Here is a 22,370-nt window from a genome sequence, read left to right on the forward strand (position 1 = left end):
GCCCGGTCGGGGTGAGCCGCTCAGGCGGCGGCGACCGACATGTCGCCGCGCACCAGACGGGCCTGCAGCAGGTCGACCACCTTGCCGACGGTGTCGCAGTCGGACAGCCGGAAGCCCTTGTCGGCGGGCGCGATCCCGTAGCGGGCCGTGACTCGGTTCAGGAGCTCCACCTGCTTGACGGAGTCGATGCCGAGTTCGGCCTCCAGCAGGACGTCCTCGGTGAAGACCTCCTCGGGGTACTCCAGCGCCTCCGCGTACAGCGCGCGCACCGCGGTGAGCAACTCCGCCCGGTCCGGCACCCCGGCCGCGCCGGGCGTCGCCGGCTCCGCCGGGCCCGAGGGTGAGAGGTGCTGCGCGGGCGTCGACGGGCCCGCGGGGGCGACGGCCGGCGCGGGCTCCGCCGGGGTCGCGGGCCCGGTGGCCGCAAAGGGTACGGTGCCGGTGGCCGCGGAGGATCCGGTGCCGGTGGCGGACAGCCGTGTCCGGACTCGCTCGACGAGCTGTGTGCCGTACGAGGTCCAGAACCGCTCGAAGGAGTCGGCGCCGGTGTCGGTCAGCCCGGCGAGGGCCTCCTCCACGCCGAGCCGTCCGCCCGCGTCCAGTGTGAAGGTGGACCGGACGGCGAGGTCCCCGGCGTCGGCGAGGACGCGTTGGACGCACCGGCCGAGGGAGCCGAGTCCGCCCGCCTCGACGAACGTCGTGACGCCGTTGTCGTACAGGCCGCGGATGGTCCCGCAGAAGTCGACCGGGTGGACGAGATGCCGCGCGAGCAGGTCCGCCAGGTCGTCGTCCGCGCGGTACGCCCGGCGCAGGATGGGCGAGTACACCGCCGTGCGCGGCGCCTGCCGGGGCAGGCGGGCGACGCGGGCGGCGAACGGCGCCCGCAGCGGCTCCAGCGCCGGGTTGTGGAACGCGAACGGCGACGCCAGCAGGAGGCCGCCGGCCCCCAGTTCGCGAGCGACGCGCAGCGCGGCCAGCACCGAGCGCTCGGGGCCGCTGATCACCGTCTGCCGGTCGTGGTTCTCGGCGGCCACCGCCAGGGCCGGATCGTCCAGCAGGTCGAGCAGGTGCCGGGTGCGCCGCCCGTCGAGCGCCACGGCCGCCATCCGGCCGGTGGCCGGCTCCGCGTCCCGAAGGATCCGCAGCCGCTCCGCGACGATACGTGCGCCGTCCTCCACGGAGAAGGCGTCGGCGGCGGCGAGCGCCGCGATCTCGCCCAGACTGTGGCCCACGAGGACCCGTGGCCGCAGACCGTTTTCCCGCAGAATGCGCCAGGCGGCCACATCACTGCCGTAAATGGCCAACTGGGACACGTGGTCGGGCTGTTGCAGCAGGTCGTCGACGCTCAGCGGAGAACCTTCGAGGAGTACGGCGGAGACCGTACTTCCGAAGATTTCCTCGGCGACCGCGTCAACGGCCTTGAAAATCTCGTCGACTTGCTGGTACTTCATTCTGGCGGCCTGCAGAGCCGCTCCGTCGAATCCACCCTGACCCGGAAAGAGAACCGCCGTTTCCTCTGCCGTCATCCCCGCTGTGACTCCACTCGAATCGGACCGTCAAAACATTGCGGAACACGAGATCCAAGGAGCTTGCACAAGTACTGCGGCAGTCAATCAGCATCCGCACGGGAAGCGCACCGGACGAAAGTACACTTGACTGCCGGATATCTACTGTGAGCTGAGCGCGACCCAGTGCGTGTAGGCCTGGGCCACCAGGCCGGCCTGGAGGCGGGAGTCGAGTCGCAGCTTGGCGAGGATGCGCGTGATGTGGGACTTGACCGTGCGCTCGGTGACGTAGAGGGAGGCCGAGATGCGCTGGTTCGACAGACCCCGGCCGAGCAGGATGAACACGTCGAATTCCCGGTCGGTGAGTTCTTCGACACGGCTCACCGGGTCGGTGACCCAGTTGGCGCCGCTTTCACCGATGAGTGAGCTGATGCGTCTCCACTCCTGTCCGGACTCCCCTCTGCCGTCCGCCACTTCATGCCAGGTTTCAGAGAGCAGGGCGATCAACATTCCCCCTTTGCTGATCAACGGGTACCCGCGCAGCCGGACGCCACAGAAGCGTGCGTCCTCGTACGAAGGTGTGCGGCAGACCACCGGATCTGCGTCGATCGGGGCCTCTCACGGCCGCGCGGAATAACAGCTCCGTCCGGCCTCGGCGTCGACCGTGCCTCAATGAGTCGATGGCCGCTGGACTCGGCAATTCCCATGAAAGACGGGGAACTTGAACCTGTCCCGTAAACGGAGCTTCGCCTACACCCTAGCAAGACCCGCGCGCGGATTCCATGGGGGAATGGAGAAAGCGCGCCAAGAGGGAAACCCGGTCAACGGACGCTTTCGCCCGGCGCGTCCGGCACGCGCACGGCGTCCTTCGCCGACGTCGCGGAGTCCTCCCGGCTCCGGATGATCCGGTGCGCCAGTTCGGCGGTACACAGGCCCAGGGCGAGGAACACCACGCTGATCAGACCCAGTCGGTGGGCGCCCACGAGATGGAGGCCGGCGGCTCCGACGACGCCGGACAGGCCGACCCCCAGATAGGTCGCGGTCGCGTTGAGCGCGATCGACAGGGGGGCGCCGGCGCCGGACACGGAGATCAGCCGGTGCTGCTGCGGTACGAGCACACCGAAACCGCACACGCCCCACGCCGCGACGGCGACGAGCGCGCCCGGCAGCCCGGCCCCGCTCCAGGGCATCAGGGCGAAGTCGGCGACGCAGACCAGCAGGGCGACGGTGAGCACCCGGCGGGCGCCGAAGCGGTCGGTGAGGCTGCCGGCGATCACATTGCCGAGGGTGGCGGCGACACCGAAGACGACGAGGAGGAGGGCGAGCCGGTTGCCACTGCCGTCGGTGGCCCGGTCGTAGGAGAGACTGATGTACGTGTAGACCGTGTACAGGCCGGTCAGGGTGAACAGGGTCGTCGACAGCACGGTGACGATGCGGATGTCGCGCAGGGGCGCGAGTCGTTGGCGCAGTTTGGTGGCCGGTGGCTCGGGGATCTCGGGGAGCAGCGTCGCGACGCCGAGGGCCGCGACGACGCCGAGAGCCGCCACTCCCCACAGGGAGACCCGCCAGTGGCCCGCGGCACCGATGGCGGTGCCCAGCGGGGCGCCGAGCGCGGTCGCGGCGCTCAGCCCGGCGACGACGACGGCAAGGGCCCGGCCCCGCTGCTCCGGTGGGACCAGGGCGGTCGCCGCGACGGTGGCGACCGGGGTGACGACTGCGGCGCCGACGGCGGCCACCAGCCGGCCGGTCAGCGCGACGCCGTAGGCGGGGGCGAGGGCGACGAGCACGTTGCCCAGGACGAAGACGGCGAGCCCTGTCAGCAGCAGCCGGCGCCGCGGCCAGGACGCCGTGGCCGCGGCCAGCACCGGGGAGAGCAGTGCGTAGGCGAGCGCGAAGAGGGTGACCAGCTGGCCCGCCGCGGAGGGTGAGACGTCGAGGGACCGAGCGATGTCGGGCAGGATCCCCGCGATGAGGAATCCGTCGGTGCCGATGGCGAACGTGGCCGACGTCAGCACGAACAAGCGTGGGTTCACCTGGTTCCTCCAGACTTTCCGGTCGTACGAGCACTCCGGCGGCCGCAGGACACCGGGCGTTGGTCCACACCCGGGGGCCGTGACCCGTCGCTCCGGCGCCGTCCCCGGAGCGACGGGACGCGTCGGCCCCGCGTCGGCCCCCGGTCGGTCGGGGGGCCGGGTGGCTCAGTGAAGGCTGCCGACCAGACCCACGTGGAAGGGAGTCAGCTCGTCGGTGCGCCCGGCGAGGATCTTCGCCAGCCACTCCGGGTCGCCGAGAAGGGCCCGGCCGACCGCGACGAGGTCGAACTCCTCGCGCTCCATGCGGTCGAGCAGTTCCCCGATGTCGGTGACGCGGGACTGCTCGCCCTGGAACACCTGGAGGAACTCGTTGCTCAGGCCCACCGAGCCCACGCTGATGGCGGGCTTGCCGGAGACCTTCTTCGCCCAGCCGGCGAGGTTGAGGTCGGAGCCCTCGAACTCGGGGAGGTGGAAGCGCCGCGTGGAGCAGTGGAAGATGTCGGCGCCCGCCTCGGACAGCAGACCGAGGATGGTCTCCAGTTCCTGCGGGGTCTCGGCGATCCGGGCCTGGAAGTGGTTCATCTTCCACTGCGAGAGCCGGAAGGAGATCGGGAAGTCCTCGGACACGGCCGCCCGGCAGGCGGCCACGATCTCGGCGGCGAACCGCGTACGGCGGGCGACGTCCCCGCCGTAGCCGTCGGTGCGCCGGTTGGTGTAGGCCCACAGGAACTGGTCGACCAGGTAGCCGTGTCCGCCGTGGATCTCCACGCCGTCGAAGCCGAGGGCCTCGGCGGCCGCCGCGGCGGTGGCGTAGGCCGCGACCACGTTGTCGATGTCGGCCTGGGTCATCGCGCGGCCCGACTGGGTGCCGTCCAGGGCGATGCCGGAGGGGCCGACCCGCGGGGCGTCGGGCACGGGCGGGTTGCCGGCGGTGCGGTCCATGCCGACGTGCCACAACTGCGGCATGATCCGGCCGCCCTCCTGGTGGACCGCCTCGGCCACCGCGGACCAGCCGGCCAGCGCCTCGTCGCCGTGAAAGTGCGGGACCCGGGCGCTGGTGCCCGCCGAGTCGTGACCGACGTAGGTGCCCTCGGTGATGAGCAGGCCGACGCCGCCGGCGGCCCGCCGGGCGTAGTACCGCGCCACGTCCTCGCCCGGTACGCCGTCCGGGGAGAACTCGCGCGTCATCGGCGCCATCACGACACGGTTGGGCAGGGTGAGGCCGCCCAGGGAGAAGGGACGGACCAGGACGTCCTTGACACGCTCGACCGGATTCGTGGACATCAGTGTTCGCCTTCGCTAGGAAGCCGACCGCACGGCGACGGGGGAATTGCACCGTGCGGTCGGCGGCTTGGATGGGGTGGTGGTGGCTGGGTGCGGCCGGGCCGCGCTCAGTCCGCGGGCGGAGTGCGGACGGAGTCCTTGTCCGGCGCGCTCCCCGGGGCCGCCGCCGCGGCGGTGTCCGGGTCGGGGACCGGTGTCGCGCGGATGAACCACGCCGTGCCGAACGCGATGACCGACAGCGCGGCCGCGCCGACCACGACACCGTGCAGCCCGCTGCTGACGGCGTCCTCGACGGTGTGGCGCACACCGGCGGACATGTCCCTCAGCAGGGCGGGGGTCAGTTCGCCGCCGGCGGTCAGCCGTTGCTCCGCGTCGGAGCCGAGCCGCTCGGCCAGGACGTCGGCCGTGCGGCTGCTGTGCACGGCGCCGAGGACCGCGACACCGAGGGAGCCGCCGATGGTGCGCACCAGGGTGACGGTGCCGGTGGCGGCGCCCATGTCCCGCGGGGCGGCGTTGTCGATGGTGGTGAGCAGGGTGCTCTGCATCAGGATGCCGACGCCGACTCCGGTGACGAGGGTCAGTGCCGAGGCCGCGACGAGCGGGGTGTCCGTGCCGAGCAGAAGCAGCAGCAGCGCGCCGGCGACGGTGACGGCGCCGCCGGTGAGCGGCACCACGCGGTCCAGTCCCCCGCGGTCCATCAGCCGTCCGGTGACCAGCTGGGCGGTGAGCATACCGAGCATCAGCGGCAGGATGAGCAGGCCGCTGACGGTGGGTGAGGCGCCCTGGACGAACTGCATGTACTGCGGCAGGTAGTTGACGACGGAGATGAGGACGGCGCCGACCAGGAAGCTGAGCACCTGGGCCAGGGTGAACTCCCGGCTGGTGAACAGCCGGGGCGGTGTGATCGGTTCGGCGGCCCGCTGTTCGACGCGGACGAACCAGGCCAGGCAGAGCACGATCACGACGGCGAGCGCGGCGATCTGCCAGGACGTCCAGGCGTATGTGGTGCCGGCCCAGCTGGCCAGCAGGGTGAGGGCCAGGATGCCGCCGGTGAGCAGGGCCGCGCCGAGGTAGTCCACGCGCCCCGTGACGCGTTGGGTGGGCAGCCGTATGCCCTTGGCGACGGCCAGCAGCGCGACGGCCCCGATGGGCACGTTGACGTAGAAGGTCCAGCGCCAGTTCATGTAGTCGGTGATGAATCCGCCGAGCAGGGGGCCGCCGACGAACGCGATCGGCAGCATGACACCCACCATCGACTGGATGCGGCCGCGTTCCTGCGGCGCCGCCAGCACGGCGATCAACGACATCGCCCCGACCATCAGCCCGCCGGCGCCGAGGCCCTGGACGGCGCGGAAGGCGATGAGCTGGCCCATGCTCTGGGCCAGGCCGCACAGCACCGTCCCGATCAGGAAGAGCACCACGGAGTTGGTGTAGGCGCCCTTGCGGCCGTGGAGGTCGCCGAGCTTGCCCCAGAGCGGGGTGGAGGCGGCCATGGTGAGCAGGTACGCCGTCACCGACCAGGAGAAGTGGTCGAGTCCGCCGAGGTCGCCCACGATCGTGGGGAGAGCGGTGCTGACGATCTGTCCGTCGAGCGTCGCCAGGAAGATGCCGAGCATCAGTCCGAAGACGCCCAGCCGGGGCAGGGCGGGCCGGTCGGCTGCGGCGGTGGGTGTCGAGGGGTCGTTCATCGCTGCCCCCAAGGCAGGAGTGGCGGGACGTCAGACGGCGTAGGGGCGGGCACGCCTGGCCTCGCGCAGGGCGTGCGCCCACCAGGTGAGCTGGTCGAGCATGGCCTTGGCCGCGACGTCGCAGCCGGGGTCGGCCGGCTTGCCGTCGGCGCCGAAGATCTCGCCGTAGTTGTGGAAGCTGACGGTGTTGCGGATGGTGACCGCGTGCAGTTCCGCGAGGACGACACGGAGCTGTTCGACGGCGCGCAGGCCGCCGGCGAGGCCGCCGTAGGAGACGAAGCCGACGGGCTTGGCGTGCCACTGCTCGTTGTGCCAGTCGATGGCGTTCTTCAGCGGCGCCGGGAAGCTGTGGTTGTACTCCGGGGTGACGATCACGAAGGCGTCGGCCTCGGCGAGCCGCGGCGACACCGCCCCGAGCTGGGCCACGACCTCCTCGGAGGGGGTCTGGCCGAAGGCCGGGAAGACGGTCGGCAGCGGCGTCTCGACGAGGTCGACCACGTCGGCCGTCATGTCCTCGCGCTCGGCGATGTGTCCGGTGATCCAGTCGGCCACGACCGGGCCGAAGCGCCCGTCCCGCGTACTGCCGATGATCACCGCGGTCCGCAGGGGGCCACCGGTCGCGTCCGTCATGGGAACTCCTCCAGGAGTGTGTACGCCGTATCGTTCACGTACAACGTACACAGCAGCGTGTACGTTGTCCACTCCTGATACGCTGTACACAGCACTGTCGGCGGAAGGAACACCTGCGATGGCCTCCCAGGAGAGACAGGTACAGACCGAGGACAGGGACCACGTCTCCGTGTGGGAACGGCTGGAACGCCCGGCGCCGGCCCCTCGCACCACCCTCACCCCCCAGCGGATCGCCAGAGCCGCGGTCGGCGTCGCCGACACCGAGGGACTCGACGCGGTCACCATGCGGCGCCTGGCCACCGAGCTCGGTGTCGCCCCCATGGCGGCCTACCGCTACGTCACCGGCAAGGACGAACTCCTCGAGCTGATGGTCGACTTCGTCTACGGCGAGCTGGACCTGCCGGACGGCGCCGAGGGCTGGCGCCCGACCATGCGCACGCTCGGCCTGCGCATCAGGGAGGTCCTGCTGCGGCACTCGTGGGTGACCCGTGCGACCTGGTGCGCGCCGACCCCGAACCAGCTGGCCGTGCCCGAGGCCGCGCTGGCCGCGCTCGACGGCCTCGGACTCGACGCGGACACCGCCATGGCGGTCTACAGCACCGTCACCGCGTACGTGCACGGCGCGGTCGACACGGAGATCGCGCTGACCCAGCTGCTGCGGGTGCACGGCTGGTCCAGCCGTGAGGAGGCCCGGTCGGGACTGGCCTCGCAGATGGCCTGGCTCATGAGCACCGGCCGCTTCCCGATGTACGCGCGCTACATCGGCGAGGCCGACCGCAAGGACGACCCGCAGTGGCAGTTCGAGACCGGCCTGGACTGCGTCCTCGACGGCATCGCCGCCCGCCTGGCGGTCTGAGGACATCTCCCGAACAGGTCACTCAGAAAAACAGAAGGCCCGCTACAGAGAAATGACATGTAGCGGGCCTTCGCTTGTCCGCGCCGGAATCCCCGAAATAGGTTCGCCGTACATCGAGGCGGTGGGGGAAATGACAAACGGACGCACGGACACCACGAGGACCGCACCTAGGACGACCGGACCGCTGGAGTGCGAGGGCGCCGCGTGCCGGCGCGGCGGGACGGCGGGCCGGGCCCGCGACATCGCCGCCGCCGGCAGCCGGCTCTGCCCGACCTGCCGGCTCCGGCTCATCCACGACCTGCGGCGGCTGCCACGCCTGTACGACGAGTGCGGCGGGCTGCTCACCGGCGCCGACCGGCCCCGCGACCGCACGTCGGGCGGCCCGCTGCCCGGCATGCCGTTCAACACGGCGGCGGCCGAGGCCCGCTCGGAGATCCTCGGGATCCTGCGGTCCTGGGCCGCCCTGGTGATCGAGGAACGGAGGGCCGGCGCCCCCCGGGACACCCCGGCCGACATCGCCGACTTCCTGCTCCGGCAGGCCGACTGGCTCGGCGCGCACCAGGCCGTCGGCGAGCTGTCCGACGAGGTCAACCGGTGTGTGCGCCGGGCCCGCGGGGTGATCGACCCCGCTCCCCGGCGCCGCGTCCCGGTCGGCGACTGCGTGGTGCCGGGCTGCCGGGGCGCTCTCACGGCGGCCGCAGGGCGCGGCTCGGCCGACACCGCGGTCGAGGTCGGCTGCGACACCGATCCCGCCCACCGATGGTCCGGTCAGGAGTGGCTGCGACAGGGCGCGAGCGCGGCCCAGCGGCAGGAGCCGGCGGTGCGCTGGATGACCGCCCGGGACATCGCCGTGCTGTGGGGCGTCGCGCCGGGCAGCGTGTATCGCCGCGCCAGCGAGGACCGGTGGCGACGGCGCGCGCACAACGGCCGCACGTACTACCACGAGCAGGACATCCACGCGTCGCTCGGCGCCCGCGCCTGACCGGCGCGGGAGGCGGCCGGCGAGGCCGGCCAGTAGCCGACAAGAAGCGGAATAGAAGCTCTGCCAAGGGTGAGACACCCCGGCAGGGCTTCTTTTTTGTTGCCCCTGGAAATGGGACTTGACAAGAGTTTGACACAAGCTTGTTGTCGAGCTGGAAAATCTGCATTGACATCGGACGGGATTCCGAAGAAGCTCTTCATTAGCTTCCGCAGCACTGTGTCGATTCACCCGGCACACACATATCAGGGCCGCATTGCACGGCCTGTCCGAGGCGGCGCACCGATGTCCCATTCCGGTGCGCCGCCTCGTCGTATCCACCACTTCCGACGCCCCGGAGGACACATCCATGGACGCTTCCGTCATCGTCGCCGGCGCGGGTCCCACCGGACTCATGCTCGCCGGGGAACTACGGCTTGCGGGAGTCGACGTCATCGTGCTGGACCGGCTCCGGGAACGCACCGGCGAGTCCCGCGGGCTGGGCTTCACCACCCGGACGATGGAGGTCTTCGACCAACGCGGCCTGCTGCACCGGCTCGGCGACATGGGGACCAGCAACGCCGGGCACTTCGGCGGCCTGCCGGTCGACTTCGGCGTCCTCGACAGCATCCACCAGGCGGCCAAGACCGTCCCCCAGTCGGACACCGAGACGATGCTCGAGGAGTGGGTGCGGGAACTGGGCGCCGACATCCGGCGCGGCCACGAGCTGGTCACCCTGCGCGACCACGGCGACCATGTCGAGGTCGAGGTGCGCGGTCCCGAGGGCGAGGAGAGCCGGCTGACGGCTCCCTATCTCGTCGGGTGCGACGGCGGCCGCAGCACCGTGCGCAAGGCCGTCGGCTTCGACTTCCCGGGCACCGCGGCGACCATGGAGATGTACCTCGCGGACATCAAGGGCGTGGACCTGAAGCCGCGGCTGATCGGTGAGACGTACTCGGGCGGCATGGTCATGTGCGGCCCGCTCGGCGACCGCGGCGTGACCCGCATCATCGTCTGCGAGCACGGCACCCCGCCCCGCCGGCGCACCGAGCCGCCCTCGTACGCGGAGGTCGCGGCGGCCTGGCAGCGAATCACCGGCATCGACATCTCGCACGCCGAGCACGAGTGGGTGAGTGCGTTCGGCGACGCGACCCGGCTGGTCACCGAGTACCGGCGGGGCCGGGTGCTGCTCGCCGGGGACGCCGCGCACATCCATCTGCCGGCCGGCGGCCAGGGCATGAACACCGGCATCCAGGACGCCGTGAACCTCGGCTGGAAGCTGGCCGCCGTGGTCCGCGGCACCGCGCCCGAGGCCCTGCTGGAGACCTACCACGGCGAGCGGTACCCGGTGGGCGAGCGGCTGATGATGAACACCAAGGCCCAGGGTCTGCTCTTCCTCAGCGGAGACGAGATCCAGCCCCTGCGCGACGTGCTGGCGGAGCTGATCCGTTACGAGGAGGTCAGCCGCCATCTCGCCGGGATGGTGAGCGGCCTGGAGATCCGTTACGACGTCGGACCGGGCCGGCACCCGCTGCTGGGGCTGCGCATGCCGCACCTGGAGCTGGTGGGCGACCGGCGCAAGACCAGCAGCACCCAACTGTTGCGCGCGGGGCGGGGCGTGCTGCTCGACCTGGAGGACAACGCCGTCCTCCGCGACCGTGCGGCCGGGTGGTCGGACCGGGTGGACATCGTCACGGCGGAGCCCCACGCCGTCCCGGCCGACAGTCCGCTCTCGGGCACGTCGGCGGTCCTGGTGCGGCCCGACGGTCATGTGGCCTGGGCGGCGCCGGGCAGCCATCACGACCTGCCCATGGCACTGGAGCGCTGGTTCGGTCCGTCCCGGATCCAGCAGTCCTGACAAGGAGAGACTCATGCACAGCACGTTGATCGTGGCCCGGATGGAACCGCACGCGGCCGAGGACGTCGCCCGCCTCTTCGGTGAGTTCGACGGCACGGAGATGCCGCACCGGATGGGTACCCGACGCCGGCAGCTCTTCACCTACCGCGGCCTCTACTTCCACCTGCAGGACTTCGACTCCGAGGACGGCGGCGAGCGGATCGAGGCCGCGAAGACGGACCCGCGGTTCGTCGGCATCAGCGAGGACCTCAAGCCGTTCATCACCGCCTACGACCCCGCCACCTGGCGCTCCCCCGCCGACGCGATGGCGCAGCGCTTCTACCACTGGACCGCGCTGTGAGCGGCCCGCACGCCCGGCGGGTGGTGATCACCGGCATCGGGGTCACCGCGCCCGGCGGCGTGGGCGCCAAGAACTTCTGGAGCCTGCTCTCCGACGGCCGTACCGCCACCCGGCGGATCAGCTTCTTCGATCCGTCCCCGTTCCGCTCGCAGATCGCCGCCGAGGTCGACTTCGACGCCGAACTGCTGGGGCTGGGCGCCCAGGAGGTCCGGCGGATGGACCGGGCCGCCCAGTTCGCGGTGGTCACCGCGCGGGAGGCGGTCGCGGACAGCGGCCTGGAGTTCGACTCCCTCGACCCGCACCGCACCGGCGTGACCATCGGCAGCGCCGTCGGCGCGACGATGGGGCTCGACCAGGAGTACCGCACCGTCAGCGACAGCGGCCGGCTGGACCTCGTCGACCACGAGTACGCGGTCCCGCACCTGTACAACTACCTGGTGCCCAGCTCCTTCGCCGCCGAGGTGGCCTGGGCGGTGGGCGCCGAGGGGCCGACCACCGTGGTCTCCACCGGCTGCACCTCCGGTCTGGACGCCGTGGGCTACGCCGCCGAACTGATCCGTGAGGGCTCGGCCGACGTCATGGTGGCCGGCGCGGCGGACGCCCCGATCTCGCCCATCACCGTGGCCTGCTTCGACGCGATCAAGGCGACCACCCCGCGCAACGACGATCCGGAGCACGCCTCGCGCCCCTTCGACGGGACGCGCAACGGCTTCGTCCTGGGCGAGGGCTCGGCCGTGTTCGTCCTGGAGGAGCTGGACAGCGCCCGGCGGCGCGGCGCCCATGTGTACGCCGAGATCGCCGGGTACGCCACGCGCAGCAACGCCTTCCACATGACGGGCCTGCGCCCCGACGGACGCGAGATGGCCGAGGCCATCCGGGTGGCCCTGGACGAGGCCCGCCTCGACCCCACAGCCATCGACTACGTCAACGCGCACGGCTCGGGCACCAAGCAGAACGACCGGCACGAGACGGCCGCGTTCAAGCGCAGCCTCGGTGAGCACGCGTACGCCGTGCCGGTCAGCTCCATCAAGTCGATGGTGGGCCACTCGCTGGGCGCGATCGGTTCGATCGAGATCGCGGCGAGCGCGCTGGCGATGGAGCACGGCGTCGTGCCGCCCACCGCCAACCTGCACACGCCCGACCCCGAGTGCGACCTCGACTACGTGCCGCTCACCGCGCGGGACTGGCGGACCGACGCGGTGCTGTCGGTGGGCAGTGGTTTCGGCGGGTTCCAGAGCGCCATGGTGCTCGCCCGCCCCGATCGGAGGGCCGCATGAGCGCGACAGGTGTCCGGGTGGCCGTCACCGGGCTGGGCGTCGTCGCCCCCAACGGCCTGGGCACGGAGGCCTACTGGGCGGCGACCCGCAAGGGGACCAGCGGCATCGGGCGGATCTCGCGCTTCGTGCCCGACCGCTATCCGGCTCAGCTGGCCGGTGAGATCGACGGGTTCGTCGCGGAGGAGTATCTGCCGGGCCGGCTGCTGCCGCAGACCGACCGGATGACCCAGCTGGCTCTCGTGGCCGCCGACTGGGCGTTCCAGGACGCCGGGGTGCACCCCGGGGAGCTGCCCGAGTTCGAGATGGGCGTGATCACGGCCAGTTCGTCGGGCGGCTTCGAGTTCGGCCAGCGGGAGCTGCAGGCTCTGTGGAGCAAGGGCGGCCGGTACGTGAGCGCGTACCAGTCCTTCGCCTGGTTCTACGCCGTCAACAGCGGCCAGATCTCCATCCGCAACGGCATGCGCGGCCCGAGCGGTGTGGTGGTCAGCGACCAGGCGGGCGGGCTCGACGCCGTCGCCCAGGCGCGGCGGCAGATCCGCAAGGGCACCCGGCTGGTGATGTCGGGCGCCGTCGACGCCTCGATCTGCCCGTGGGGCTGGGTCGCGCAGATGGCGAGCAACCGGCTGAGCACCAGCCGCGACCCGGAGCGCGCCTACCTCCCCTTCGACGAGGCCGCGCACGGTCATGTGCCCGGTGAGGGCGGTGCCCTGCTCGTGCTGGAGGAACTGGAGCAGGCCCGGGCGCGGGGCGCCCAGCAGATCTACGGCGAGATCGCCGGATACGGCGCCACGCTCGACCCCCGGCCGGGCAGCGGGCGTCCGCCGGGCCTGCGCAAGGCCGTCGAGCTGGCGCTGGCCGACGCCCAGGCGGCGCCCGGCGACATCGACGTGGTGTTCGCCGACGCGGCCGCGATCCCCGAGCTGGACCGGATCGAGGCCGAGGCGATCACCGGGGTGTTCGGGGCCCGGGCGGTGCCCGTGACGGCGCCCAAGACGATGACCGGGCGGCTCTACTCGGGGGCGGCGCCCCTGGACCTGGCGGCGGCGTTCCTGGCCATGCGGGACGGCGTGATCCCGCCGTCCGTCGGTATCTCCCCCTCCCCCGGCCACGACCTGGACCTGGTCGTCGGCCAGGAGCGGACCGCACCGGTGCGCAGCGCCCTGGTGATCGCCCGCGGCCACGGCGGCTTCAACTCCGCGACCGTGGTGCGCGCCGCGACCCCGGCCGTGTCGTCCGCATGATCCGGGGCTCCGTCCCGCCGGCGAGCGACATCGGTCACGACGGCTGCGGAGGGCCGGCCGTGACTTTTCCCCACAACAGCGACGAAAGGACAGCCACCCATGCCTGCCCATGAGTTCACCCTCGACGACCTCAAGCGCATCCTGCGCGAGGGAGCCGGCGCGGACGAAGGCATCGACCTCGACGGCGACATCGCCGACACCGACTTCGAGTCGCTGGGCTACGAGTCCCTGGCGATGCTGGAGACCGGCAGCCGGATCGAGCGCGAGTTCGGCGTCACCCTGGACGACGACACGCTGACCGACGCCAGGACGCCGCGCGCGCTGCTCGACGCCGTCAACGCCCTGCTGGTGCCCGCCCGGATCGGCTGAGCCCAGCCCGGACCGCGCCCGCCGGTTCCCGCCGGCCACCGTCGATGCCCCCGGCGGGGACCGGCGGGGCGCGGTCCCCCCGCCCCGGCCCGGGGGGGGCGCCGGGGTTCCCGTCGCTGCCGCCGCGTGCCCTCCGGCCCGGCGGCAGCGGCCTGTCAGCCGCCGCCCACCGAAGCACGCAGGAGACAGACATGACGCAGCAGAACCCGAAGGTCGCCCTCGTCACGGGCGCGACCAGCGGTATCGGCCTGGCGGTGACCAGGCTGCTGGCCGGCCAGGGCCACCGGGTGTTCCTCTGCGCCCGCACCGAGGCGAGCGTGACCCGTACGGTCAAGGAGCTCCTCGACGAGGGGCTGGAGGTGGACGGCGCCCCCTGCGACGTCCGCTCCCGGGACGACGTCAAGCGGTTCGTGCAGCAGGCGGTCGACCGCTTCGGCACGATCGACGTGCTGGTCAACAACGCGGGCCGGTCGGGCGGCGGAGTCACCGCCGACATCGCCGACGACCTCTGGTACGACGTCATCGACACCAACCTCAACAGCGTCTTCCTGATGACGCGCGAGGTGCTCACCACGGGCGGCATGCGCGCCAAGGACCGCGGCCGGATCATCAACGTCGCCTCGACCGCGGGCAAGCAGGGCGTGGTGCTCGGCGCCCCGTACTCGGCCTCCAAGCACGGTGTCGTCGGCTTCACCAAGGCGCTCGGCAACGAGCTGGCGCCCACCGGCATCACCGTCAACGCGGTCTGCCCCGGCTACGTCGAGACCCCGATGGCGCAGCGCGTGCGCCAGGGCTACGCGTCCGCCTACGACACCACCGAGGACGCCATCCTGGAGAAGTTCCAGGCGAAGATCCCCCTCGGCCGCTACTCGACCCCCGAGGAGGTCGCGGGCCTGGTCGGCTATCTGGCCTCCGACACCGCCGCCTCCATCACCTCCCAGGCGCTGAACGTCTGCGGCGGCCTGGGCAACTTCTGAGACCCGGCCCGGGCAGAACAACGACACGGAGGAGCACGAGATGACGACCCGTCAGGTCGAGCACGAGATCACCGTCGAGGCCCCGGCCGCCGCCGTCTACCGGCTGATCGCCGAGGTGGAGAACTGGCCCCGGATCTTCCCGCCCACCATCTACGTCGACCACGTGGAGCGCGGCGCGGGCGAGGAGCGCATCCGGATCTGGGCCACCGCCAACGGCGAGGCGAAGAACTGGACCTCCCGGCGCACCCTGGACCCGGAGAACCTGCGGATCACCTTCCGCCAGGAGGTCTCCACCCCGCCGGTCGCCGCCATGGGCGGCACCTGGATCATCGAGCCGCTGTCCGAGGCGTCCGCCCGGATCCGGCTGCTGCACGACTACCGGGCCGTCGACGACGACCCGGCCGGCCTGAAGTGGATCGACGAGGCCGTCGACCGCAACTCCCGCTCGGAGCTGGCCGCCCTGAAGACCAACGTCGAACTGGCCCACGCCGCCGAGGAGATCACCTTCTCCTTCGAGGACACCGTGCAGATCGCCGGCTCGGCCAAGGACGCCTACGACTTCGTCAACGAGGCCGGGCTGTGGGTGGAGCGGCTGCCGCACGTGGCCTCCGTGCGCTTCTCCGAGGACACCCCGGGGCTGCAGACCCTGGAGATGGACACCCGCGCCAAGGACGGCTCGACGCACACCACGAAGTCGTACCGGGTGACCTTCCCCCACTACAGGATCGCCTACAAGCAGGTCACGCTGCCCGCGTTGATGACCCTGCACACCGGCTACTGGACGTTCACCGAGAACGAGGGCGGTGTCGCCGCCACCTCGCAGCACACCGTGGTCCTCAACACCGAGAACATCGCCCGGATCCTGGGTCCCGAGGCGACCGTCGCCGACGCCCGGGAGTACGTCCGCGGCGCGTTGAGCGCCAACAGCCGCGCGACGCTCGGTCACGCCAAGGACTACGCCGAGAACAAGCGCTGACCATGGCCGAGCCGGACACCGATGTGATCGTGGTCGGCGCCGGGCCGGTCGGTCTGATGCTCGCCGGGGAACTGCGCACCGGCGGCGCACGGGTGACCGTACTGGAACGGCTGACGCGGCCGACCACCGAGTCGCGGGCCTCGGTCCTGCACGCGCGCACGATGGAGCTGCTGCACGAACGGGGCCTGCCGGCGCGGTTCGGGCCGTTGCCCGACGCCGGTCCCGGGCACTTCGGCGGTATCCGCCTCGACCTGACCGAGGCCGGGGACAGCCCGTACGCCGGACAGTGGAAGGCACCGCAGACCCGGGTCGAGGCCGTGCTGGCGGAGTGGGCGACGGGGCTCGGGGCCGAGGTGCGGCGCGGTCACACGGTGACCGGTCTGGTCGAGGGACCCGACCGGGTCCATGTGGTCGCCACCGCCCCGGACGGCGAGCGGCTGCGGCTCGGCGCCGCGTACGTCGTCGGCTGCGACGGCGAGGAGAGCGCCGTACGCCGGCTGGGCGGCTTCGACTTCCCCGGGGCCGGTCCCACCAAGGAACTGCTGCGCGCCGATCTGGCGGACATCGACCTGCGCGAGCGGCGCTTCGAGCGGCACCCGGAGGGCGTGGCCAACGCCCGCCGCGGTCCGGACGGCGTCACCCGCATCATGGTGCACGCGTTCGACCGGGTCCCCGGCACGGCCCGCACCCCCGCCTTCGCGGAGGTCTGCGCCGTCTGGGCCCGCGTCACCGGCGAGGACATCAGCGGCGCCCGGCCGGTGTGGGTCAACGCCTTCCACAACGCACGGCGGCAGGCGGCCCGTTACCGCAGGGGCCGGGTGTTCCTCGCCGGGGACGCCGCGCACGTCCAGCTGCCGGTCGGCGGCCAGGCCCTCAACCTCGGTCTGCAGGACGCGATGGACCTCGGCGGGAAGCTCGCCGCGCATCTGGCCGGCCGGGCCGGCGCGGACCTGCTCGACACCTATCACGCGGTCCGCCACCCGGTGGGCGCGCGCACGCTCGCCAACATCGAGGCGCAGGCGCAGCTGCTGTTCGGCGGGCCCGAAGTGGACGCCCTGCGGGCGGTGTTCCGGGAGCTGCTGGACATCCCGGCGGCCCGCCGCCACCTCGGCGCGATGATCAGCGGGCTCGACGGCGGCGGCCCCGCCGCGGCACGGTCCGGCCGGCCGGCCGGGTCCGACGCTCCCGCACCGACTCGTCAGCACCTCACGCACAGGAGGATCACCATGGGCAAGCTCACCGGAAAGACCGCGCTCGTCACCGGCTCCAGCCGGGGCATCGGGCGGGCGACAGCCCTGCGGCTGGCCCGCGAGGGCGCGCTCGTCGCGGTGCACTGCTCCAGCAACCGGGAGGCCGCCGAGGAGACCGTCGCCGCGATCGAGAAGGACGGCGGCCGGGCCTTCTCGGTGCTGGCCGAGCTCGGCGTGCCCGGCGACGTCCACGAGCTGTTCCTGGCCCTGGAGCGGGAGCTGAAGGAGCGCACCGGCGCCACCACCCTCGACATCCTGGTGAACAACGCGGGCGTCATGGGCGGGGTGAACCCCGAGGACCTGACGCCCGAGCAGTTCGACCGGCTCTTCGCCGTCAACGCGAAGGCGCCGTACTTCCTGGTGCAGCGCGCGCTGAGCAACCTTCCCGACGGCGGCCGGATCATCAACATCTCCTCGGGGCTGACCCGGGTCGCCAACCCGCAGGAGGTGGCGTATGCGATGACGAAGGGCGCCATCGACCAGCTCACCCTGCACTTCGCCAAGCACCTCGGCCCGCGCGGCATCACCGTGAACAGCGTGGGTCCGGGCATCACCGACAACGGCACGCCGATCTTCGACGACCCGGAGGCGGTGGCCGCCATGGCGGGCTACTCGGTGTTCAACCGGGTCGGTGAGGCCCGGGACATCGCCGACGTGGTGGCCTTCCTCGCCGGGGACGACGCCCGCTGGATCACCGGCTCCTACCTGGACGCCAGCGGCGGCACCCTGCTCGGGGGCTGAGCGGACGGACGGCAAGCGCATGACGACGCTCTCCCCCCGCTCCGCCTCCCGGACCGGCGCCGGACAGCGGGCCCTGCTGTTCGTCCTCGCCGGCAACATGCTCATCGACGCCCTCGAGGTCTCCGTCGTCCTGGTCGCGCTGCCCGCCGTGGAACGCGACCTCGGGCTCACGACGGGGGCGGGCCAGTGGGTGATGAGCGGCTTCGCCGCCGGGTTCGCGGCGCTGCTGCTCCTCGGTCCGCGTCTGATCGCCCGCTGGGGCCGGCGGCGCGTGTACCTCGCCGCGCTGCCGGTGTTCATCGCCGCCTCGGTGGCCGGCGGGCTGGCCGACCAGGGGGCCGTACTGATCGCCACCCGGGTGGTGAAGGGCATGTGCGCGGCGCTGACCGCGCCCACCGGCCTCGCGATCATCAGCACCACGTTCCGCCCCGGACCCGAACAGCGCCGGGCGGTGTCGGTGTACTCGCTGTTCGGGGCGGCCGGGTTCACCGTGGGCCTGCTGTCCTCGGGCGCGCTCACCGAACTGAGCTGGCGCTGGAACCCGGTGTTTCCCGCACCGGTCGCCCTGCTCCTGCTCGTGGCCGGCCTGCGCCTCATCCCCCGGGACAGCGCGCCGACGGCCGCCGTGCCCCTTCGGGTGACCCTGGCCCGGCTGGTGCGCAACGGCCCGTTCGTGCGGTCGGCGGTGTGCGCGGCGACGCTGAACGGCACGTATCTGGGACTGCTGCTGCTCCTCACCCACTGGCTGCACGACCAGTGGGGGTGGAGCTCCTGGCGTACGGCGCTCGCCTTCCTGCCGGCCTGTGTGCCGCTGGCGGTCGCCCTGCCGTTCAGCGGCCGGACGGTGGCGCGCTTCGGCACCGAACGGCTGATCGCGGCCGGCGGCTGCGCGACGGCCCTCGGCTGCGCGACCGCGCTGCTGACCGGAGCGCCGGGGTCGTACGCCACCGGGGTCCTGCCGGTGCTGCTGTGCGTCGAGGCCGGCTTCGTCCTGTCCTTCGCGGCCCTCAATCTGCAGGCCTCGTCCGGTGTCCCGGCCGAGCACCGGGGAGCCGCCGTGCCGGTCTACCAGACGGCCGTACAACTCGGTCCCGTGCTGGCCCTGCCGGCCGTGGCCGCGACCGCCGCCACCGGCTACCGCGCGGCCCTAACGGTCCTCACCGCGCTGTCGGTGACGGGAGCCCTGATCGCCTGCGCGTCCCGCGGGCGCGGCACCGACGCCACCGCGTGACACCACACCCCTCAGCCCTGCACACCTACGCGCACGAGACGCGAACGGAGATCGACGATGCGTGTCCTGTTCACCATCTTCCCGGCGACGGCACACCTGTATCCGGTCGTACCACTGGCCTGGGCGCTGCAGAGCGCCGGGCACGAGGTCGTCGTGGCGAGCCACGCGGGTGTGATGGACCCGGGGGTGATCGAGAACATCGGCAAGGCGGGGCTCACGGCCGTGCCGCTCGGCACGGCGGACGAGCTGCCGGAGGCGCTCGGCCCGCACACCGGTGACACCGAGCCGGACCGGCCCTCGCTCGGCTTCGACGCCCACGAGCCGGAGGAGACGAGTTCCTGGCGCACGACGCGCGCCATCCTCACCGGCATGTTCCGGCTGTACTACCCGGAGCCGGCCCAGCCGGGCGCGCCCCGGCCGGTGCTGGACAAGCTGGTCGACTTCGCCCGCGCCTGGCGCCCCGACCTGGTGCTGTGGGACCCGCTGGTGTTCCCCGCGCCGATCGCCGCGCAGGTCAGCGGCGCCGCGCACGCCCGCCTGATGTGGGGCACGGACAACGTCGCGGTGATCCACGAGCGTACGAAGAGGGAACTGGCCGATCCCGGCTCGGAGCTGACGGAGCACCCGTGGCTCGCCTGGTTCGGCCCGGTGCTGGAGAAGTACGGGCTGGAGTTCAGCGACGAGATGGTGCTGGGCCAGTGGACCCTCGACCTGACCCAGTCCCGGATGCGGGCGCCGCTGGACCTGACGCACATCCCGGTGCGGCGGGTCCCGTACACCGGCGCGGCCCCGCTTCCCGACTGGCTGCACTCACGCCCCGAGCGGCCGCGTGTGGTGCTGTCCCTGGGGGTGAGCCGGCGCCGGATCTTCGGCAAGTTCAGCGGCTTCCCCATGCGGGAGTTCTTCGACTCGGTGTCCGACCTGGACATCGAGGTCGTCGCCACGCTCAACAGCCAGCAGCTCGACGCGGTGGGCACGCTGCCCGGCAACGTCCGCGCCGTCGAGTACGTCCCTCTCAACCAGGTCCTGCCGACCAGTTCCGCGATCATCCACCACGGCGGCGGCGGCACCTTCGCCTCCGCCGTGGCTTTCCAGGTGCCGCAGCTGGTGATGCCGCTGGTCATGTGGGACGAGATGGTCACGGCCCGCTACGTGGCGGACATGGGGGCGGGTCTGGTCGCCGATCCCGACGCCTTGGACGTCCCGGGGCTGCGCAAACAGCTCGTGCAGCTCCTTGAGGAACCGTCGTTCCAGCTGGGCGCCCGCCGGCTGTACGAGGAGATGCTCGCCGCGCCGGCGCCGAAGGACGTCGTTCCGCTGCTGGAGCGGCTGACCGCCGAGCGGCGCTGACCGCGCCCCGAGAGGACTGTCCGTCAGATGCGCGTACTGGTGATCTCCACCCCTGTACCGACCCACTTCCAGCCTCTGGTGCCGCTGCTGTGGGCGCTGCGCGGGGCCGGGCACGAGGTGACCGTCCTCGGCCAGCCCGACGTGTTCGGCGCCGTCCGGGCCTGCGGGCTCACGGGTGTCCGGGTGGGCGAGCCGTTCGACGTGAACGCGATGCTGCTGAAGGGGCTGCCCGAACAGCAGCGGCCGCTCCAGGCGCGGCCCCGGCCGGCCCCCGAGCTGATCGGCGGATACGGCAGGGTGTGGTGGGCCCACGCCACCTCGCTGCTGGACCGCTACACCGACGTGGCCGAGGAGTACCGGCCGCAACTGATCCTCGCCGACCCGCTGGAGTACTGCTCCCTGGTCATCGGGGCGCGGCTGGGGGTGCCGGTGGCGCACCACCGGTGGACGGTGGACGCCATCTCCGGCCCCGCCCGGCGCTTCGTCCGCCCGGACTTCCAGGAGCTGTGCGAGAAGCTCGGTCTGTCGGGTCTGCCGGACCCGGACGTGCTGCTCGACCCGTGCCCGCCGTCCCTGCGGATCCCGGACGGCGAGCCGGGCGTGCCGATCCGGTACGTGCCGTACAACGGGGGCGGCGAGGTGCCGGCCTGGGTGCGGGCGGACCGGGGCCCGGGGGCCGGACGACGCCGGGTGGCGGTGTCGCTGGGCAACACGCTCGCCCTGCACGGCGAGCGCTTCACCCGCGCTCTGCTGCGCGCCCTCGCCGCGCGGCCCGGCACCGAGATCCTGGTGACGCTGCCCGAGCCGTACCGCACCGCGATCGGGCCGCTGCCCGACGGCGTGACGGCGATCGACCCGCTCCCCCTGCACCTGTTCCTCGGGACCTGCGACGCGATGGTCCACCACGGGGGTGCGGGCACGGCGATGACCGCCACGGCGTTCGGGCTGCCGCAGCTGACGCTTCCGCAGCTGGCGGACCACTTCCCGCTGGGCGACCGGCTCGCCGCGACCGGGGCGGGGTTGTCCCTGGAGACGGCGGCGCGGCAGGACGACCCGCGGGTCGTCGGCGAGGCCCTGGACGACCTGCTGTCCGATCCGCGGTACGCCGAGTCGGCGCGCGGTCTGGCCGCGGAGATGGCCGCGATGCCGTCCCCGGCCGCCGTGGCCGCCGATCTGGAGGACCTGGCCCGGGCGGCCGCAGTACCGAGAGAGGCGAGCGTGCAGTGCGCATCGAGGAAATGACCATTCCCGGGACCTTCCTGATCACACCCGACCAGATCCCCGACGAGCGGGGGACCTTCTACGAGGCCATGCGCGGTGACGCGCTGGAGGAGGCCACCGGCGTCGCGTTCCGCCCCCAGCAGATCAACTACTCCGTGTCCAGACGTCACACGCTGCGCGGGATCCACAGCGTGCGCATTCCGCCCGGACAGGCCAAGTACGTCACCTGTGTGCGCGGCGCGCTGCGCGACATCGTCGTGGACCTGCGGATCGGCTCCCCGACCTTCGGCGAGCACCAGGTCAACGTGCTGGACGCGGACTCCGGCAGATCGGTCTACGTGCCCGAAGGCGTGGGCCACGGCTTCCTCGCGCTCAGCGACGACGCCTGCATCTGCTACGTCGTCTCCACCACGTACGTGCCGGGCACGCAGATCGACATCAATCCGCTGGACCCGGATCTCGATCTGCCGTGGGACTGCCCGCAAACCCCTCTCATCTCGGACAAGGACGCCAAGGCGCCGACCGTGGCCGAGGCCGTACGGGCAGGTCTGCTGCCCCGATTCGACAAGGCAGGGACAGCGTGAA

20 protein-coding genes are annotated in these 22,370 nt (G+C 72.2%); 14 read left to right on the plus strand and 6 right to left on the minus strand.

From position 1 onward, the window contains the following. Positions 1-20: 20 nt before the first annotated feature. The 6 genes from ACPT94_RS24215 to ACPT94_RS24240 form a co-directional block, all read right to left on the minus strand. A complete protein-coding gene (locus ACPT94_RS24215; RefSeq protein WP_425246811.1) occupies positions 21-1,451 on the minus strand; it encodes an acyltransferase domain-containing protein in 1,431 nt (476 codons plus the stop codon). A gap of 216 nt (positions 1,452-1,667) precedes the next feature. Then, a complete protein-coding gene (locus ACPT94_RS24220; RefSeq protein WP_360338114.1) occupies positions 1,668-1,979 on the minus strand; it encodes a response regulator transcription factor in 312 nt (103 codons plus the stop codon). 347 nt (positions 1,980-2,326) lie between these two features. Then, entirely contained in the window at positions 2,327-3,538 is a 1,212-nt protein-coding gene (locus ACPT94_RS24225; RefSeq protein ID WP_360338117.1) for an MFS transporter, read from the minus strand. 165 nt (positions 3,539-3,703) lie between these two features. After that, positions 3,704-4,822, minus strand: coding sequence for an NADH:flavin oxidoreductase (locus ACPT94_RS24230; protein WP_360338120.1), 1,119 nt, complete (start codon positions 4,820-4,822; stop codon positions 3,704-3,706). A 107-nt stretch (positions 4,823-4,929) separates the two neighbouring features. Continuing rightward, positions 4,930-6,510, minus strand: coding sequence for an MDR family MFS transporter (locus ACPT94_RS24235; RefSeq protein ID WP_360338123.1), 1,581 nt, complete (start codon positions 6,508-6,510; stop codon positions 4,930-4,932). Positions 6,511-6,540: 30 nt separating this feature from the next. Further along, on the minus strand, positions 6,541-7,140 hold the full coding sequence (locus ACPT94_RS24240; RefSeq protein WP_360338126.1) for an NADPH-dependent FMN reductase: 600 nt from the start codon (positions 7,138-7,140) through the stop codon (positions 6,541-6,543). Positions 7,141-7,258: 118 nt separating this feature from the next. Here ACPT94_RS24240 and ACPT94_RS24245 point away from each other — a divergent pair, with 118 nt between their 5' ends. The 14 genes from ACPT94_RS24245 to ACPT94_RS24310 all read left to right on the plus strand — a co-directional run bounded on the left by ACPT94_RS24245 (position 7,259) and on the right by ACPT94_RS24310 (position 22,369). Further along, a complete protein-coding gene (locus tag ACPT94_RS24245; protein ID WP_360338129.1) occupies positions 7,259-7,996 on the plus strand; it encodes a TetR/AcrR family transcriptional regulator in 738 nt (245 codons plus the stop codon). Between the two features lie 130 nt (positions 7,997-8,126). After that, positions 8,127-8,978, plus strand: a complete 852-nt coding sequence (locus ACPT94_RS24250; protein WP_425246812.1) for a hypothetical protein — start codon at positions 8,127-8,129, stop codon at positions 8,976-8,978. A 346-nt stretch (positions 8,979-9,324) separates the two neighbouring features. Further along, a complete protein-coding gene (locus ACPT94_RS24255; RefSeq protein WP_360338135.1) occupies positions 9,325-10,812 on the plus strand; it encodes an FAD-dependent monooxygenase in 1,488 nt (495 codons plus the stop codon). Positions 10,813-10,825: 13 nt separating this feature from the next. Continuing rightward, on the plus strand, positions 10,826-11,152 hold the full coding sequence (locus ACPT94_RS24260; protein WP_360338138.1) for a TcmI family type II polyketide cyclase: 327 nt from the start codon (positions 10,826-10,828) through the stop codon (positions 11,150-11,152). Next, a complete protein-coding gene (locus tag ACPT94_RS24265; protein ID WP_360338141.1) occupies positions 11,149-12,429 on the plus strand; it encodes a beta-ketoacyl-[acyl-carrier-protein] synthase family protein in 1,281 nt (426 codons plus the stop codon). The genes ACPT94_RS24260 and ACPT94_RS24265 overlap by 4 nt, the downstream gene beginning before the upstream one ends. Beyond that, positions 12,426-13,670 carry a ketosynthase chain-length factor gene (locus ACPT94_RS24270; RefSeq protein WP_360338144.1) on the plus strand — a complete coding sequence of 415 codons (1,245 nt, stop codon included), beginning with the start codon at positions 12,426-12,428 and terminating at the stop codon, positions 13,668-13,670. Before ACPT94_RS24265 ends, ACPT94_RS24270 begins: the two co-directional genes overlap by 4 nt. A 99-nt stretch (positions 13,671-13,769) precedes the next feature. Continuing rightward, on the plus strand, positions 13,770-14,039 hold the full coding sequence (locus tag ACPT94_RS24275) for an acyl carrier protein (protein ID WP_360338147.1): 270 nt from the start codon (positions 13,770-13,772) through the stop codon (positions 14,037-14,039). Between the two features lie 191 nt (positions 14,040-14,230). Then, on the plus strand, positions 14,231-15,016 hold the full coding sequence (fabG, locus tag ACPT94_RS24280; RefSeq protein ID WP_360338150.1) for a 3-oxoacyl-ACP reductase FabG: 786 nt from the start codon (positions 14,231-14,233) through the stop codon (positions 15,014-15,016). 40 nt (positions 15,017-15,056) lie between these two features. Then, positions 15,057-15,992 (plus strand): aromatase/cyclase, encoded by a 936-nt coding sequence (locus tag ACPT94_RS24285; protein WP_360338153.1) that lies wholly within the window; start codon positions 15,057-15,059, stop codon positions 15,990-15,992. Between the two features lie 2 nt (positions 15,993-15,994). Then, entirely contained in the window at positions 15,995-17,983 is a 1,989-nt protein-coding gene (locus tag ACPT94_RS24290) for an SDR family oxidoreductase (protein WP_360338156.1), read from the plus strand. Between the two features lie 19 nt (positions 17,984-18,002). Continuing rightward, positions 18,003-19,214, plus strand: coding sequence for an MFS transporter (locus ACPT94_RS24295; RefSeq protein WP_425246813.1), 1,212 nt, complete (start codon positions 18,003-18,005; stop codon positions 19,212-19,214). Between the two features lie 57 nt (positions 19,215-19,271). Beyond that, a complete protein-coding gene (locus ACPT94_RS24300; protein ID WP_360338162.1) occupies positions 19,272-20,564 on the plus strand; it encodes an activator-dependent family glycosyltransferase in 1,293 nt (430 codons plus the stop codon). A 27-nt stretch (positions 20,565-20,591) separates the two neighbouring features. Next, positions 20,592-21,806, plus strand: coding sequence for a nucleotide disphospho-sugar-binding domain-containing protein (locus ACPT94_RS24305; protein WP_360338165.1), 1,215 nt, complete (start codon positions 20,592-20,594; stop codon positions 21,804-21,806). After that, complete coding sequence (locus tag ACPT94_RS24310) at positions 21,788-22,369, plus strand: dTDP-4-dehydrorhamnose 3,5-epimerase family protein (RefSeq protein WP_425246814.1); 582 nt, start codon at positions 21,788-21,790, stop codon at positions 22,367-22,369. The genes ACPT94_RS24305 and ACPT94_RS24310 overlap by 19 nt, the downstream gene beginning before the upstream one ends. Position 22,370: the final 1 nt, after the last annotated feature.

Origin of the sequence: Streptomyces aurantiaciflavus (genome assembly GCF_049808595.1) — a bacterium.
Classification (GTDB): domain Bacteria; phylum Actinomycetota; class Actinomycetes; order Streptomycetales; family Streptomycetaceae; genus Streptomyces.

What these genes read in the sequence shown, in the direction of transcription:
- ACPT94_RS24285 (WP_360338153.1), top strand. Translation starts at nt 15,057, where the DNA reads ATGACGACCCGTCAGGTCGAGCACGAGATCACCGTCGAGGCCCCGGCC.
- ACPT94_RS24295 (WP_425246813.1), top strand. Translation starts at nt 18,003, where the DNA reads ATGACGACGCTCTCCCCCCGCTCCGCCTCCCGGACCGGCGCCGGACAG.
- fabG (WP_360338150.1), top strand. Translation starts at nt 14,231, where the DNA reads ATGACGCAGCAGAACCCGAAGGTCGCCCTCGTCACGGGCGCGACCAGC.
- ACPT94_RS24260 (WP_360338138.1), top strand. Translation starts at nt 10,826, where the DNA reads ATGCACAGCACGTTGATCGTGGCCCGGATGGAACCGCACGCGGCCGAG.
- ACPT94_RS24215 (WP_425246811.1), bottom strand. Translation starts at nt 1,451, where the DNA reads ATGAAGTACCAGCAAGTCGACGAGATTTTCAAGGCCGTTGACGCGGTC.
- ACPT94_RS24250 (WP_425246812.1), top strand. Translation starts at nt 8,127, where the DNA reads ATGACAAACGGACGCACGGACACCACGAGGACCGCACCTAGGACGACC.
- ACPT94_RS24245 (WP_360338129.1), top strand. Translation starts at nt 7,259, where the DNA reads ATGGCCTCCCAGGAGAGACAGGTACAGACCGAGGACAGGGACCACGTC.
- ACPT94_RS24300 (WP_360338162.1), top strand. Translation starts at nt 19,272, where the DNA reads ATGCGTGTCCTGTTCACCATCTTCCCGGCGACGGCACACCTGTATCCG.
- ACPT94_RS24240 (WP_360338126.1), bottom strand. Translation starts at nt 7,140, where the DNA reads ATGACGGACGCGACCGGTGGCCCCCTGCGGACCGCGGTGATCATCGGC.
- ACPT94_RS24270 (WP_360338144.1), top strand. Translation starts at nt 12,426, where the DNA reads ATGAGCGCGACAGGTGTCCGGGTGGCCGTCACCGGGCTGGGCGTCGTC.
- ACPT94_RS24305 (WP_360338165.1), top strand. Translation starts at nt 20,592, where the DNA reads ATGCGCGTACTGGTGATCTCCACCCCTGTACCGACCCACTTCCAGCCT.
- ACPT94_RS24255 (WP_360338135.1), top strand. Translation starts at nt 9,325, where the DNA reads ATGGACGCTTCCGTCATCGTCGCCGGCGCGGGTCCCACCGGACTCATG.
- ACPT94_RS24235 (WP_360338123.1), bottom strand. Translation starts at nt 6,510, where the DNA reads ATGAACGACCCCTCGACACCCACCGCCGCAGCCGACCGGCCCGCCCTG.
- ACPT94_RS24290 (WP_360338156.1), top strand. Translation starts at nt 15,995, where the DNA reads ATGGCCGAGCCGGACACCGATGTGATCGTGGTCGGCGCCGGGCCGGTC.
- ACPT94_RS24230 (WP_360338120.1), bottom strand. Translation starts at nt 4,822, where the DNA reads ATGTCCACGAATCCGGTCGAGCGTGTCAAGGACGTCCTGGTCCGTCCC.
- ACPT94_RS24275 (WP_360338147.1), top strand. Translation starts at nt 13,770, where the DNA reads ATGCCTGCCCATGAGTTCACCCTCGACGACCTCAAGCGCATCCTGCGC.